Raw genomic sequence first — 15,803 nt, 5'->3', positions numbered from 1 at the left:
ATGCACCCAGAGTTTTTATCCATGGCATTGTTTTGGATTGTTGCAGCATATACACCTGGTCCAAACAATGTAATTGCATCATATTCAGGCTTTAATTTTGGAATTAAAAAAACTTTACCACATATCTTTGGTGTAACATTTGGTTTTACTACTTTAGTTTTTTCTTTGATAATTGGATTAGTAAATATTTTTAAACTATTTCCAATAATTCAAGAAATTTTGAAATATCTAGGTACAATTTTTTTAGTTTATCTTGCTTACAAAATTTGCTTTTCAGGTGCCATTAAAGAAAAAAAAAATCAAAATCCAGTTTCTTTTTTTGATACCTTTATTTTCCAATTTTTAAATCCTAAAGGTGTATTAATAGGAATAATCATTGTTTCGACTTATGTTGAGTACGGTCAAAATTATATAAGTTATGCGACTCAGGTTGTTTTGTTTGCTTTCTTTGTGTCTTTATCCAGCATTACTTTTTGGGCATTCGTAGGCAAATATCTAAGGAAATTCGCGACAAATGAGAAATTTATTAAATACTTTAATTATGTTATGTCAGGTCTTCTTTTATTAAGCGTAATAACTTTTTATATATAATTATGAAACCAGGAAATAAAAACTCATACAACTCACTATCAGACTTAAATGTTAACGGAAAAAACTACAAGTATTACTCTCTAAAAAAAGCTGAGGAGAATGGATTAGACGGCATCTCAAAACTTCCAAAATCAATAAAAGTTCTATTAGAAAATTTGCTAAGGTATGAAGATGATTTGTCAGTTACAAAAGCTCAAATAGAAGCTATCAAATCTTGGTTAAAAGATAAAAAATCTAAAACAGAAATAGCTTATAGACCTGCAAGAGTTTTACTACAAGATTATACTGGTATACCAGCAGTTGCTGATTTAGCTGCAATGAGAGAGGCAGTTAAGGAAAAAGATAAAGACCCTAGCACAATAAATCCATTATCAGCTGTTGATTTAGTTATTGACCACTCAGTTCAAGTTGACCAATCAGCAAAAGCTGACTCATTTGAGAAAAATGTAGATATTGAATTTCAAAGAAATGGGGAAAGATATTCATTTTTAAAATGGGGACAAAGTGCATTTAATAACTTTAGAATTGTTCCTCCAGGAACTGGCATATGTCACCAAGTAAATTTAGAATATTTATCAAAAGTAGTTTGGTCAGAAGATTTCAAAGGAGATAATTATTTATTTCCTGATACTTTAGTTGGAACTGACAGTCATACCACAATGGTAAATGGTTTATCAGTTTTGGGCTGGGGTGTTGGAGGAATTGAAGCCGAAGCAGGCATGTTAGGCCAACCAATTTCAATGTTAATTCCAGAAGTTATTGGATTTGAGGTTACTAATAAAATGCCAGAGGGCACAACTGCAACAGATTTAGTTTTAACAGTTGTTAAGATGTTAAGAGACAAAGGTGTAGTTGGTAAGTTTGTTGAATTTTATGGAGAAGGATTAAAAAATTTAACGTTAGCAGATAGAGCGACTATTGCAAATATGGCTCCTGAATATGGTGCAACATGTGGTTTTTTCCCTGTTGATGATGAAACATTAAAGTATTTAGAGTTCTCAGGAAGAGACAAAGAGACTGTTAAAATTGTAGAAGCGTACGCTAAAGAACAAGGTTTATGGGCTAGTGATCAATTAGAATTTACTGACAAAATATCTTTAGATATGTCAACAATTGTTCCAACAATTTCAGGTCCAAAGAGACCACAAGATAAAGTTTTATTAACAGAAGCTTCAACAAGTTTTAAAAAAGTTTATGAAGAAGCAACAAATAGTAATGAGAAAAAAATTGTGAAAGTTGATAATGCTGACTATGAAATAAAAGATGGATCTATCTTAATTGCAGCTATTACTTCTTGTACAAATACTTCAAATCCAAATGTATTAATTGGAGCTGGTCTTTTAGCAAAAAAAGCTGTTGAAAAAGGATTAAATGTTAAACCTTGGGTAAAAACATCTTTAGCGCCTGGTTCACAAGTTGTAACGGATTATCTAGAAAAAGCAGGTCTAAATTCATATTTAGATCAATTAGGATTTAACTTGGTTGGATATGGCTGTACAACTTGTATTGGAAACTCTGGACCTTTGGCTGATAATATTGTGAGCGCAATTCAAAAAGAAAATTTATATGCAGTTTCAGTTTTGTCAGGGAATAGAAATTTTGAAGGAAGAATTTCTCCACATATTAAAGCAAATTATCTTGCCTCACCTCCACTTGTTGTAGCATATGCATTAGCTGGAGATATGGATTTTGATCTTTATAAAGATTCATTTGGTAAAGACAAAGATGGTAATGATGTCTATTTAAAAGATATCTGGCCTTCAAATAAAGAAATTGAAGATACCTTAAAATCATCTCTAAACGCTGAAATGTTTGTTAAAAGATATTCTAATGTTTCAGAAGGTCCAAAGCAGTGGCAACAAATAAACACTGAAAAAAGTGATATTTATAATTGGGATGAGGGTTCAACCTATGTGAAAAAACCCCCATTCTTTGAAAATTTATCCGATGATCCAGAAGGCTTTAAAGCAATAAAAGATGCAAGACCATTATTAATTTTAGGTGATATGGTAACAACTGACCATATATCTCCAGCTGGAAACATTCAAAAAGATAGTCCTACTGGTGAGTATTTTATGAAACACCAAATTCAACAAAAAGATTTTAATTCTTATGGTTCTAGACGTGGAAATCATGAAGTTATGATGAGAGGAACTTTTGCAAATATTAGGATTAGAAATGAAATGGCACCTGGCACAGAAGGTGGATTTACGAAATTGTATCCAGAGGAAAAAGTTATGCCAGTTTACGATGCTGTGGTCGAATACAAAAAAAGAGGTACAGATCTTGTGGTTATTGGTGGAAAAGAATACGGCACAGGCTCATCTAGAGATTGGGCTGCAAAAGGCACCAAACTTTTGGGTGTAAAAGCAGTTATTGCAGAGAGTTTTGAAAGAATACATAGGTCAAATTTAATAGGTATGGGCATATTACCATTACAATTTACAGAAGGCATGAATAGGAATACTCTAAAATTAATAGGCTCAGAGCTAATTAGTGTTGTAGAGTTAGAAAAAGGAATTAATCCATCTGACAAAGTAAAAATTGAAATTAAATTTGCCTCTGGTGAAAGCAAAACTATCGATACGTTATGTAGAATAGATACTAAGAATGAATTAGAGTATTATAAGAATGGTGGAATTTTACAATACGTTCTAAGAAATATGATCTAATCAAGATGGATGAAGAAACAGCAATAATAGACTCAAATGCTAGAAATGAGAGAATAAAAAATTTTCTTATACGCAATAAGAATAGAATTCTGATATTTTTAGGATTAATTGTTTTTTTATTACTTTTGTTCTTTGGTTACGGTGAATTTAAAGAAAATAACAAAATAAAAATTTCTGATAGATATAATTCACTAACAATTCAATATGACGAACAAAATCAACAAACTACTTTAGATGGATTAGAGGAATTAGTGCTTGAAAAAGACAGCACATACTCACCATTAGCATTATATTTTATAATAGATAGAAAACTCACTCTAGATAAAGAAAAAATCAATACGTATTTTGATGTTTTGATAAATGATACATCTTTAGACAAGGAAATATTAAATTTGATAATTTATAAAAAAGCACTTTATAACGCAGATACTATTAGTGAAATTGATTTGTTAAATATTTTAAAACCAATTACAAATTCTGAAAGTGTCTGGAAATCTCATGCATTATACTTGATAGCTGAATATTTTTTTAGCAAAGACCAAAAAGAAAAATCAAAAGAATTTTTTCAACAGATTACAGAACTAGAAAATTCAAATCCAGATATCAAAAATCAAGCATTAAAGAGAATTAATAGAGATTTAAGTGATTAAATTTTTAATAATAATTTTTTTATTTTTATCAAATTGCTCATTTAATGAAAATTCCAAGATTTGGAAAGAAGAAATAAAACTTTCTGAAAAAGAAAATGTTAAAGAGATATTAATTGAAGATAATAAAGAATTATTTGAATTAAACTCAAACCTATCAATTGATTTTGGAAAAGTTAGTTTAACTCAAAATAAAGGCAACAACACTGGTTCTCAACCATATAATGGCAATCTAAATAAAGTAGGTGTCTATAAATTTTCAAAATTAAAGTCACAAGATATATCTGAACAATCACCAATTTTCAAAAATGAGCACTTATATTTTTATGACAAAAAAGGAAATGTTATAAAATATGACAATAGTCAAAAAATTATTTGGAAAAATAATATTTATACTAAAAAAGAGAAAAAATTATCTCCAAATTTAACTTTATCTTTAACGGACAAAGGTGTTTTGGTAACTGATGATTTAGCAAACTATTATTTTTTAAATCAAGACAATGGAGAATTAATTTGGAAAAATAAAAGCATATATCCGTTTAATTCTGAAACAAAAATTATAGAAAATAAATTTTTTGCAATTGATTATAAAAACATAATTAGATGCTTTTCGCTAATTGATGGTAAAGAATGTTGGAATTTTGAAACAGAAAATTCTTTTACTTTGTCATCTTCAAAACCTTCAATAGTTTTAAAAAAACCACTAGTTATCTTTTCAAATACAATTGGTGATATCACAGCTTTAAATATTGAAAACGGCCAAGCAGTCTGGCAATTACCAACCCAAAGTAGTGAAGTTTTAGGAAAATCTTACAACTTCAAAAATTCTACTATTGTTCTTAATAATGATAATATATTTTTCTCAAATAATAATTCTGAGTTTTATTCAGTAAATTCAAAAAATGGAATAATCAATTGGGTTGCAGATATAAATTCAAATGTAAAACCAATTATAATAAATGACTTAATCACCACAGTAACAAATGATGGCTATTTGGTAGTAATAAATAAAAAAGATGGGAATATAATTAGAACTAATTATCTTTTGAGCACGTTTAAAGAGAAAAAAAGAAAAAAAATCAATGTTTCTGGATTCACTGTAGGAAATTTAAAAGCATATATTACATTTAATAATGGCTTCTTAATGGTTGTTGATCTTAAAAACGGTAATACTAGTAATTTAATAAAAATTGCTAGAAGCTCGCTGTCAAAACCAATAATTTATCAGGATAATCTTTACATTTTGAAAAATGGTGCAGTGAATAAATTTAATTAATGTTTTTAAAGATTTTAGAAAAACTTGGAAAAAAAAGAGTTGTCTTAGATAGAGGTCCTTCACATCCTAGATATGATCTAGCAAAACCTTGGATGAATAGATACTATGTCCTTTTTCGAAATAGACCTAAATGGTTTCCATTTAATATATTAATACATGAAATGTTGGATGATGATCATGGAGATGGTGTTCACAATCATATGTGTCCATATATTACTATAATTTTAAGGGGTGGATATTGGGAAACAACGAAAGAAGGTAAGTTTTGGCGAAAACCAGGTTATATAGGTTTTCGTTCAGCAAATGCTTATCATAGAGTTGATTTAAAAGAAGGAACTAAACCATTAACAATTTTCATACCAGGACCGTTTGGATTAAGAAAAGGTCCAAGAGCAAAGTATAATTTTAATTTTGAAAATGACTAATTTTAAAAGTCTTTTTATTGATTATTGTCAAAAAAATAATTTTGAAGTTAATCAGGATCAAATAGATGTAATTTCAACATTTCATGAATTCTATAAGGATAATTTAGATCAATCTTTTTTTAACTTCTTTTTTAAAAAAAATAAAAAAAATTTAGGCATATATTTACATGGAGATGTGGGTATGGGAAAAACTATGTTACTAAATTTTTTTTTTGATCAATTATCATTAAAAAAACAAAGATTACATTTTAACGAATTTATGATCAAATTTCATGACTTTAAATTTAATAATCCAAATCAACAAAATATAATTGAAGTTTTTGTAAAAGAATTAAAAGAAAAAACAAAATTAATCTATTTTGATGAATTTCAAGTTACAAATATTGTAGATGCAATGATTTTAGGAAGATTGTTTAAAGAAATTTTTAAACAACAAATTTTCGTTTTATTTTCATCAAATATAAAAATAAATGATTTATATCAAGAGGGACTACAGCGAGACCAATTCATTCCATTTCTTGAAATAATTAAAAAATTTTGTATAGAAATTAATTTGTCTATCAATCATGATTACAGGTTAAAAAAAGGAAAAACAGAAAGATTTGTTTTTCCAATTAATTCAACTAACAAATTCATAGCTAATAAATTTTTTAGAGAAATTTCAAAAAATAAAAAATCTGAAAATAAAATTCTTAATATTAAAGGACGTAACTTTGAAATTAAAAATTTTTTTGAAGGTTTAGCTAGATTTGATTTTACAGAATTATGTGATCAAAATATAGGCGCAGAGGATTTTATTGAGGTTGCTAATAATTGTTCATTTATTTTTATTGAAAATTTACCTGATTTTTCAGAAAATAATTCAAATCAACAACATCGATTTATTACTTTAATTGATATTTTATATGAAAAAAGAATTCCTTTATTAATTACATCAGACAAAAGTTTAAATGAAATAAATTCATCAACAAGTTTAAAAGAGCCGTTTAAGCGAACATTGAGTAGACTTAATGAATTAACATCAATTATATTTTAAATATGAAACAGAATTTTTTTGAGTTGAAAATTAATACATCTGGACAAAATCTTTATGAATTTACAGATCAAACTTTAGATTGGATTAATAAAAATAAATTTAATAATGGCATAATTAATTTAAGTATTATGCATACAAGTGCATCGCTTATTATTCAAGAAAACGCAGATCCTGATGTAAAAACTGATTTAAAAAATTATTTTGATAAATTAGTTCCTATGAATGAAGAAGATTATATTCATACAACAGAAGGAAAAGACGATATGCCTGCACATATCAAATCATCAATTACAAATAATCAAATATCACTGAGTATCAAAAACAGCAAATTACTGTTGGGAACTTGGCAGGGCATTTATCTTTTTGAACATCGTATTGATCCTCAACAAAGAAAAATAGTTCATCATTTTTTAGGTGATTAATTTTTTTTTAACGTTTGAAATGCTTTTAAAGCAGAAGCTCTTGCTTCTTCATGAATTACAACAGGTTTAGGATATTCTTTTCCAATAACTGTTCCTATAGCTTCTTGATACTTCATATCCATTTCCCATGGTTTATGAATAAATTTTTCAGGAACTTTGTCTAGTTCGGGTACCCATTTTTTTACGTAAACTCCTGATTTATCGAATTTTTCACCCTGTAAAATTGGGTTAAATATTCTAAAATAAGGTGCAGCGTCTGCGCCACAGCCTGCAACCCATTGCCATTGAGCCACGTTATTTGCTTCATTAAAATCTAAAAGACAATTTCTGAAGTGTTTTTCTCCTTCTTGCCAATTTATTCTTAAATGTTTTACGAGAAATGATCCGACGATCATTCTTACTCTATTATGCATCCAACCAGTTTCATATAATTCTCTCATACCAGCATCAACAATTGGGTATCCAGTCATACCTTTTTTCCAAGAATTCAAAAATTTTTCATTTTTTACCCATGGGAATCTGTCGAATTCTTTTCTTAGATTTCCTTTAAGCATTTCAGGAAAATAATTTATTAAGCTATGAGAAAACTCACGCCAACCAAGTTCATTTGTATATTTCTTTATATTTATATTCTTAGGTTTTATTTCTGAACATTTATTGTAGATATTCTCTACATGAATTTGTCCATGTTTTATATATGGAGAAAGTTTTGATGTACCATTTACACCTGGTATATCTCTAGCTGTTCCATAATTATTTATTTTATTTTTAATCAAATCATCTAATAATTTTTGTGATTCTTTTTCAGATACATTCCAATATTTTTCAAATTTTTTGTACCAATTTTTCTTAGGTAATAAATCTTTTGGATCAATATTATTTTTAAAGTAATTAAATTTTTTTTTTACTTTTTGTGTTTTTGAAATTTTTGATGGCACTGAATTTAGAAAGATCTCTTCTGCCACTCTCCAGAAAGGAGTAAAAACTTTGAATGGTGTTTGGTCTTTTTTAGTAACATCTTGAAATTCATTTAAAATATTACCTTTGAAATATTTAAAATTTATCTCATTTTTTAATAAGACATGATCTCTGATTTTTTTTCCAAGATTAATAATTCCTGGCTCATAAATTTTATTCCAATAAAGAGTTATATTATCTTTTTTCTTAATTTTAGATAAAATTTCAATCTCATCTCCTTTTTGAATTTCTAAATTAATATTAAAATCAGATAATTCTTTCGAAAAACTTTCTAAAGATTTTGAAACCCACCATAATTGAGCTTCACGTTTATTTATAAAATTTTTTGGATTAAAGATATATAAAGCCGTTACTTCGCTATGATTCTGACAAGCATTAGATAGGGCAGGATTTAAATTAATCCTGAAATCTTCTCTAATCCAAACAATTGCTTTACTAGACATTCTTAATTTTTTCTAACCCACTACTTAAAAGTTGATCATACATTTTCTGGTCTGTTAAACCCTCACAGCCAATGAGAAGAACTTTTGAATTTTCATTTATTCCAACTTCTTTTGCTTTTTCTTGATCTTTCATAAGACTGATTAAGGAAATTATTCCGGGCACACCACATTCACCCGCAATTATTTTATTTTTTGAAAGATCTTTATTAGCTAATAGCGCTACTGTAGAAGAGATTCCTTTGTCTGAAATTGATAAACAATAATTTGCAGAATTTTTTAAAATCTCCCAGGCAACTGTTGAAACATCTCCGCAGGACATGCCTCCCATAATAGACTCTTTCATTATATCTATAGAAGTTGGTTTTGAACTTTTAATACTTTCAAGAACACATTCAGCATCTTTGGGTTCAACAATAATAAAACTCGGGATGTTTTTTGAAAATTTAGCATATCCTGCTATCACAGCAGCAGCCATACCACCCACACCAGCTTGTAAAAATACATGGGTAATTTTTTGATCATTAAGTTCATCTATAATTTCTTTTATCATTACTGAATAACCAGCCATAATATATTTTGGAACATCCATATAATTCTCCCAAGAAACATCTTGAACAATCTCCCAATTATTCTCTTGAGATTTTTTTAAACATTCTTTTAAAGAAGCATCATAATTACCTTTAACTCTAATTACTTCAGCACCTAATGACCTCATTGCTGATGCTCTTTCTTCACTTACAAATTCGCTGATAAAAATTTTGCAATTTATTCCTAATCTTTGAGCACCCCATGCAACAGATCTTCCGTGGTTCCCAGCAGTTGCTGTAGCAACTGTGTTTGTCTTGGTTTCCTTAACTATTTTATCAACTGCAAAAGCACCACCTAATGCTTTAAAGGATTTTAAATGAAATCTAAAACCCTCATCTTTATAATAAATCTTATCTATATTTAAATGTTTGCTTAACTTATCTAATTCTACCAGTGGTGTTGGCTTGTAGGTTTCCCATGAACATATCGTTTTTACTGCTTCTTCTATATATTCGTCAGGAAGAGTTTCTAAAATCCGATCTTTTTTGAAATTGTAGCTATTATTTCTTACAAAATTAGAAATTGAAAAAATATTACTCTCTAGTACCGAGTTCATTTATTAACAATCGAGAGTATTTCTTTTTTCCCATTCTGTAACAGGTTTTGTTTTATCAAAATTCTCATTATTGCTAAATTCCTTCAATTCTGCCGATCTAAGTTTTAAATAACTATTAATCACATCTTCACCGAAAGCTTCATTGATCATTTTATTATTTTTTAATCTATCAAGAGACTCGTTAAGATCATTTGGTAATTTTGGTAGATCAGGATATTTTGCATGATCTTCGTACATGTTGCAATGTAATGGTTCACCTGGATCAATTTTGTTATTGAGACCATCTAAGCCAGCAGCAATTACACCTGCTTGTAATAAGTAGGGGTTTGCTGATCCATCCATCAATCTAAGCTCAAATCTTCCTTGATCAGGTATTCTCACCATGTGAGTTCTGTTATTACCAGTATATGAAATACTACTCGGAGACCAAGTAGCCCCTGATTTTGTTGGTGGTGCATTTATTCTTCTATAACTATTAATTGTTGGATTAAAGAATGCAGATAATGAGTCAGCATTTCTAATTAATCCGCCTAAAAAGTTATAAGCAGTTTTACTCAATCCTAAATCGTCAGATTTATCTAAAAACATATTTTTCTTACCGTCCCAACATGAAACGTGCGCATGACATCCGTTACCAGTAAGGTTTGAAAAAGGTTTTGGCATAAATGTTGCTCTAAGACCATGTTTCTCTGCTAAACTTTTAACCATGAATTTAAAAAAGACATGACGATCAGCTGTTACCAAACAATCAGAATAGTCCCAATTCATTTCAAATTGACCATTTGCGTCTTCATGATCATTTTGGTACGGATTCCATCCTAGCTCAATCATACTGTCGCAAATTTCTTTTATTAATTCGTATCTTCTCATTAAAGCTGATTGATCATAACAAGGCTTGGGCTGTATATCTCTTGCATCTGCAATTGATGAACCATCTTCACTAATTAAAAAATATTCACACTCAACACCAGACTTCATATTAAGTTTTTTCTTAGAAAGTTTTTTTATTTGCTCTTTTAAAATCACTCGTGGAGATGCCTTTACTGGCTTTCCGTCCATATATAAATCAGAGGCCAACCATCCAATTTCTTTATTCCATGGTAATTGAATTAGACTGTCAGGATCTGGAATTGCAAACATATCGCTATCTGCCGGTGTCATATCTAACCAAGTTGCAAATCCAGCGAAACCAGCGCCATTCTCTTGCATTTCATCTATTGCACGAGCAGGTACTAATTTTGAACGTAGAACTCCAAAGAAGTCTACAAAACTAATTAAGAAATATTTTATTTTTTGTTGTTTGGCAATTTTTGATAAATTTTTTGGCATAATCAAAAGGTTATAAATTTAAAATAAATGAATCAACCTTTTTCTTTTAATCCAGGTATCCAATCTGTACCAGCCAAAGGCACTCTTGCCATTGCAGCTGCTTCAACTGTAAGAGCTACTAAATCTTCTGGTTCTAAATTTCTTACATCAGACTTACCATTGGCTCTTGCGAGAGTTTGTAATTCTAATGTTAAAGTGCTTAGATAGTTTCTTAATCTTCTGCCTCCTTCAACTGGATCTAATCTTTCTTCTAATTTAGGATCTTGTGTTGCTACTCCTACAGGACATCTTCCTGTGTGACAGTGATGACAAAAGCCTGGTTCCGTTCCTAGTTTTTCATAATCTTCTCTGTATAAATCTGCATTACAATTAAGAGCCATCATTGCAGCTGAACCAATAGATACTGCATCTGCACCCATAGCCAATGCTTTAGCAACATCTGCTCCTGTTCTAATACCTCCAGAAACTACCAGTTGCACTTTTCTATGCATGTTTAATTCTTTTAATGCATCTACGGCTTCTCTTAATGCTCCTAATGTAGGAATACCAACGTGTTCAATAAATACGTCCTGTGTAGCAGCTGTACCACCTTGCATACCGTCTAAAACAACAACATCCGCACCAGCTTTTACTGCAAGCGTAGTATCATAATATGATCTTGCAGCACCTACTTTTATATATATAGGTTTTTCCCAGTTTGTTATTTCTCTTAATTCTTGTATTTTGATTTCTAAATCGTCAGGTCCAGTCCAATCTGGATGTCTACAAGCACTCCTTTGATCAATTCCTTGAGGAAGAGTTCGCATTCCTGCAACACGTTCATTAATTTTTTGTCCTAAAAGCATACCACCACCACCTGGTTTAGCGCCTTGACCTACAACCACTTCTATGGCATCTGCTTTTCTTAAATCATCTGGGTTCATCCCATATCTTGATGGAAGTAATTGATAAACTAAATATTTAGAAGAACCTCTTTCTTCTTTAGTCATACCACCATCTCCTGTAGTCGTAGATGTACCCATCGCAGAAGCACCTTTGCCTAATGCGTCTTTAGCATTTGCTCCTAATGCACCAAAACTCATACCAGCTATCGTAATTGGAATATCAAGATGAAGAGGCTTTTTTGCAAACCTATCACCCAAAATCACAGAAGTATTACATGTTTCTCTATAGCCTTCTAATGGATATCTTGACATAGAAGCACCTAAAAAAACTAGATCATCAAAATCAGGAACTTTTCTTTTAGCTCCCAATCCTCTAATTTGGTAAATTCCTTCATTTGCTGCTCTTTGAATTTCTTGAATTGTTGATGTTGGAAATGTTTTGAATTCTTTTAAATTTTTTTTCATTAATATGATCCTACGTTATCTATTTTAAAGTTATATAAATTTCTAGCAGATCCGTATCTTTTAAAATTTTTTGGATCTTCTTTGATATTATTTTCCTTAAATATTTCAGTTAAAATCTTTATATTTTCTTCATCCATTTTTTTTTCAATACAATCTGCACCTAAACTTTTAACTTTTCCTTTAACAAATATTTTAGCTTCATAAATAGAGTCTCCTAGATCAGCATCAGCGTCACCAAAAACAATTAAATTTCCTTTTTGAGCCATAAAAGCTGACATGTGTCCAACTGAACCTTTAACAATAATATCAATTCCTTTCATTGATATCCCACATCTAGAACTTGCATCACCCTCAATAATTAAAGTTCCTCCGTGCCCAGTTGCTCCAGCTGCTTGTGATGCATTTCCATTTACAGTCACTTTTCCTGACATCATATTTTCTGCAACACCAGTGCCGACATTACCATCAATTTTAATATGAGCATTTTGGTTCATGCCAGCACAGTAGTAACCTGTATGCCCTTTAATATTCACTTCAATTTCGTCTTTTAAGCCAGCACAAATTGCATGTTGTCCTTGTGGATTTAAGATTTCAAATTTTCTTTGATTTTCTTTTCTATCTATATTCTGGAGGAATGAATTTACTTCTCTCAGTTTTTTCTTTTTTAAATCTAAATTCATAAATTACCAATGATAAACAATACCAGGCTTAGGTTCGAATATTTTTGCATCATTGACGTTAGGAAGATGAGCCATAGCTTGAAATTCAGATGCAACTGCAACATAATCTTTTGTTTCTGCTACTACTGCTGGCTTACAAGCAATCTCATCTCTTAACAATGCAAATCCATTTTTAGTTCCAGCTATAAAAGTATAAAAACCATCTAAATCTTTTAAACTTTTCTTTAAGGTCTTTTCTAAATCTTTACCTTTTGAAATTTGATTTGAAATATAACCAGCAGCTACTTCAGTATCATTTTCAGAATTAAATGATTGACCATCTTTAATTAAAACTCTTCTTACATTGTTATGATTTGACAAAGAACCGTTGTGAACTAAGCACTCATCTTCTGCTGTAGAGTAGGGGTGAGATCCTTGGGTTGTTATCGCACTTTCTGTCGCCATTCTTGTATGTCCTATCCCGTGCGTACCAGAAAAAGATGATAGTTTAAATTTTTTAACAACATCTTTTGGATTACCCGTTTGTTTAAAAATATTTATACTTTTGCCATAACCTACTATTGAAACTTCTTTTAGGTTATCATTTAAATAAGCTAGTATTTTTTTTGGTTTTTCCTTTGTTTCTAGAACTATATGATCTGAAAAAATATTGATTTTTGGTTTTTTTACTAGTTTAGAAATTCTTTTTTTAAATTGATCTAGAGACAAATTATTTAGACAAATTGAGTATTTGTAAAAACCTTTTTTTTCTTTTGAATAAATTGCAAACCCAGCACTATCTGGGCCTCTTGTGGCCATACCATCTAACATACCTGATAAAAATTTACCAAGCTGTTTTTCATATTTTTTTGTTTTAAGATATATTCCAACAATTCCACACATAAAGTTATCTTATTAAAGATAAAAGATAGTCCTTATAATAGATTATGTTTACCAATACAATAATGATAACAGCTGCAATTGCTCCATATTTTGCTTTTGGAAATGCAACCCCTCTCATTTTTGTTGGAGGTAAATTTTTTTCTTCTTCACTCATAATTAATAAAAAAAGGGCACAGTTAAAATAACTGCGCCCTTAATTTAATTATTTAATTACCAATTGGCAATATTGTTTTTATAGTCATTAGCACCACGTCTTTTTCTTGCTAACTTTTCGAGCTTCTCGCTCTCTGATTTAGCAGTCAAAACATGCCAGCCAATCCACAAAACTATACCAAGAATAACCAGTAAAGTTTCGCTAGAACCAGCTCCAGGATATACTGCACCCGCAACTTCATCTGCACTTAAATGATCTATCCAGTTTGTTACTGTAGCCATATTTCTCCTTTACCTAGTTGCTGAGGAAACTGCTTTTTCTGCATCTCTGTCAGCTTCCATTATTTCATAGTCTAGTCCTGCTAATTCAACCTCACGAGGGATTCTTAATTTGCCCATACCGTTTAGTACTTTAGCAATGACGTAACCTGGTATTAATCCAAGAACAACAAACATAATTATTGCTCCTAAGAATTGACCTAGTGGATTAATTGTAGCGTATGTTGTTCCATCCCACATAGCTCCAACGCTGTATCCAGACGAAGGATAACCATTTAAAACAAAACCACATATTACTAGCCCAACAAATCCAGCATAACCATGCACAGCTACAGCTCCAACTGCATCATCGATTTTGAATTTACGTTCAACCCAATAATGAAGTTTATAAGCAATAACAACACCAATCATACCAATAATCATTGCTTGTATTGGATGATATAAGTCATTTCCTGCTGATGCACATATTATACCTGCAAGTCCACTTGAGTAAGTCCAGAAAGGATCACCTTTTGCAATCCAATATCCAGCTAATAAACCACCTGATAGCGACATCAAGAAGTTAAAAGTAATACCACTTAGTGTAGTAGGTGTTACATAAATATTTGTTGCAGTCCAGAATGTTACACCTTCCATGCCATACTCTGGTCCAAGGTTAAATATAGGTATATTACACGCTGCATAGAATCCCCAGAAACCAGTATAGATTAGAAATAATCCAACAGTTACTAACCATGGATTTCTTGGTCCAATGTTTCTAGGTTCACCGCTAGATGAAAATTTACCAATTCTAGGTCCTAATACCATTAATACACCTAAAGCAAATCCACCTGCAATTGCGTGAATTACACCTGAAGCATAAGCATCATGATATCCTAAAATCTTAAGCATCCACCCATCAAAGTGCCATCCCCAAGCTGCATCGATTGTCCAGAATACCGAACCAATTGCTATTGCTAAAATTCCAAAAGCAAAAGTAGTAATTCTTTCAATCACTGCACCAGATACAATTGATGCTGCAGTCCATGAGAATAATAAGAAAGCTGCCCAGAATACACCACTTATGTGATCTCCTAAGTTAACAGCCATCAAATCACTTGTAGGTACATACCAAGATGCACTAAAAGCACTATCATCAGTAATTAATGCAGTACTTTCATTCATAATTGATGGTGCAATTCCTGGTCCTGTTGGAAATGCCCAATAGATCCACCAACCAAAGAAAAACCAAGTTACTGTTACTAAAGGTATCAGCATTGTATTTTTCATTAAGGTATGTTGATGGTGTTTATATCGTGAAGCCCCAACTTCATACATACAGAAACCGACGTGAATTAAGAACATCAGTACTACAGTTATCCAGTAGTAAAATTCTGTAAATATAGTTGTAAGGGCGTCTAATTGATCAACCATTTTCTCTCCCTTGTTAATTTCTAAAAGCTTATAAAATTAAGGTGGAGGGTACAATCTAATAAAGACCAGCTATTATGCCGCTGG

16 protein-coding genes are annotated in these 15,803 nt (G+C 30.6%); 7 read left to right on the top strand and 9 right to left on the bottom strand.

Translation table 11 applies throughout. From position 1 onward, the window contains the following. Genes ACTT9P_RS06335 through ACTT9P_RS06305 form a run of 7 tightly spaced genes read left to right on the top strand, consistent with a single transcriptional unit; the run spans position 1 to position 7,069 of the window. Entirely contained in the window at positions 1 to 591 is a 591-nt protein-coding gene (locus ACTT9P_RS06335; protein WP_440909848.1) for a LysE family translocator, read from the top strand. Positions 592 to 593: 2 nt separating this feature from the next. Next, on the top strand, positions 594 to 3,263 hold the full coding sequence (gene acnA, locus ACTT9P_RS06330) for an aconitate hydratase AcnA (protein ID WP_440909847.1): 2,670 nt from the start codon (positions 594 to 596) through the stop codon (positions 3,261 to 3,263). 5 nt (positions 3,264 to 3,268) lie between these two features. Further along, positions 3,269 to 3,913, top strand: a complete 645-nt coding sequence (locus ACTT9P_RS06325) for a hypothetical protein (RefSeq protein WP_440909846.1) — start codon at positions 3,269 to 3,271, stop codon at positions 3,911 to 3,913. Continuing rightward, on the top strand, positions 3,906 to 5,186 hold the full coding sequence (locus ACTT9P_RS06320) for an outer membrane protein assembly factor BamB family protein (RefSeq protein WP_440909845.1): 1,281 nt from the start codon (positions 3,906 to 3,908) through the stop codon (positions 5,184 to 5,186). The genes ACTT9P_RS06325 and ACTT9P_RS06320 overlap by 8 nt, the downstream gene beginning before the upstream one ends. Then, entirely contained in the window at positions 5,186 to 5,611 is a 426-nt protein-coding gene (locus ACTT9P_RS06315; RefSeq protein WP_440909844.1) for a hypothetical protein, read from the top strand. Before ACTT9P_RS06320 ends, ACTT9P_RS06315 begins: the two co-directional genes overlap by 1 nt. Further along, positions 5,604 to 6,647, top strand: coding sequence for a cell division protein ZapE (gene zapE, locus ACTT9P_RS06310; protein ID WP_440909843.1), 1,044 nt, complete (start codon positions 5,604 to 5,606; stop codon positions 6,645 to 6,647). The genes ACTT9P_RS06315 and zapE overlap by 8 nt, the downstream gene beginning before the upstream one ends. A gap of 2 nt (positions 6,648 to 6,649) precedes the next feature. Beyond that, positions 6,650 to 7,069, top strand: a complete 420-nt coding sequence (locus ACTT9P_RS06305) for a secondary thiamine-phosphate synthase enzyme YjbQ (protein ID WP_440909842.1) — start codon at positions 6,650 to 6,652, stop codon at positions 7,067 to 7,069. On the opposite strand, the gene ACTT9P_RS06300 is transcribed toward ACTT9P_RS06305, so the two are convergent. From ACTT9P_RS06300 to ACTT9P_RS06260, 9 genes are read right to left on the bottom strand one after another with little or no spacing between them, the layout of a single operon-like run. Continuing rightward, positions 7,066 to 8,490, bottom strand: coding sequence for a cryptochrome/photolyase family protein (locus ACTT9P_RS06300; RefSeq protein ID WP_440909841.1), 1,425 nt, complete (start codon positions 8,488 to 8,490; stop codon positions 7,066 to 7,068). The two genes, ACTT9P_RS06305 and ACTT9P_RS06300, sit on opposite strands and share 4 nt — an antisense overlap. After that, positions 8,483 to 9,634 (bottom strand): diaminopropionate ammonia-lyase, encoded by a 1,152-nt coding sequence (locus ACTT9P_RS06295; protein WP_440909840.1) that lies wholly within the window; start codon positions 9,632 to 9,634, stop codon positions 8,483 to 8,485. Before ACTT9P_RS06295 ends, ACTT9P_RS06300 begins: the two co-directional genes overlap by 8 nt. Positions 9,635 to 9,637: 3 nt before the next feature. Continuing rightward, positions 9,638 to 10,963 carry a type III glutamate--ammonia ligase gene (glnT, locus tag ACTT9P_RS06290; RefSeq protein ID WP_440909839.1) on the bottom strand — a complete coding sequence of 442 codons (1,326 nt, stop codon included), beginning with the start codon at positions 10,961 to 10,963 and terminating at the stop codon, positions 9,638 to 9,640. Positions 10,964 to 10,995: 32 nt separating this feature from the next. Next, positions 10,996 to 12,312, bottom strand: coding sequence for an FMN-binding glutamate synthase family protein (locus ACTT9P_RS06285; RefSeq protein WP_440909838.1), 1,317 nt, complete (start codon positions 12,310 to 12,312; stop codon positions 10,996 to 10,998). Then, positions 12,312 to 12,992 (bottom strand): protein glxC, encoded by a 681-nt coding sequence (locus ACTT9P_RS06280; protein WP_440909837.1) that lies wholly within the window; start codon positions 12,990 to 12,992, stop codon positions 12,312 to 12,314. Before ACTT9P_RS06280 ends, ACTT9P_RS06285 begins: the two co-directional genes overlap by 1 nt. A gap of 3 nt (positions 12,993 to 12,995) precedes the next feature. Further along, positions 12,996 to 13,874 (bottom strand): class II glutamine amidotransferase, encoded by an 879-nt coding sequence (locus ACTT9P_RS06275; protein WP_440909836.1) that lies wholly within the window; start codon positions 13,872 to 13,874, stop codon positions 12,996 to 12,998. Between the two features lie 4 nt (positions 13,875 to 13,878). Then, positions 13,879 to 14,028, bottom strand: a complete 150-nt coding sequence (locus tag ACTT9P_RS06270) for a hypothetical protein (RefSeq protein ID WP_440909835.1) — start codon at positions 14,026 to 14,028, stop codon at positions 13,879 to 13,881. Between the two features lie 56 nt (positions 14,029 to 14,084). Further along, positions 14,085 to 14,309: a hypothetical protein gene (locus ACTT9P_RS06265; protein ID WP_440909834.1), complete on the bottom strand. Its 225-nt coding sequence runs from the start codon at positions 14,307 to 14,309 to the stop codon at positions 14,085 to 14,087. 9 nt (positions 14,310 to 14,318) lie between these two features. Continuing rightward, on the bottom strand, positions 14,319 to 15,719 hold the full coding sequence (locus ACTT9P_RS06260) for an ammonium transporter (protein ID WP_440909833.1): 1,401 nt from the start codon (positions 15,717 to 15,719) through the stop codon (positions 14,319 to 14,321). Between the last annotated feature and the right edge of the window lie 84 nt (positions 15,720 to 15,803).

The sequence above is a fragment of the Candidatus Pelagibacter sp. genome (assembly GCF_052048095.1).
GTDB lineage: Bacteria > Pseudomonadota > Alphaproteobacteria > Pelagibacterales > Pelagibacteraceae > Pelagibacter.
Note: the sequence above shows the minus strand (reverse complement) of the source record. Positions and strands in the feature narration are given on the sequence as shown.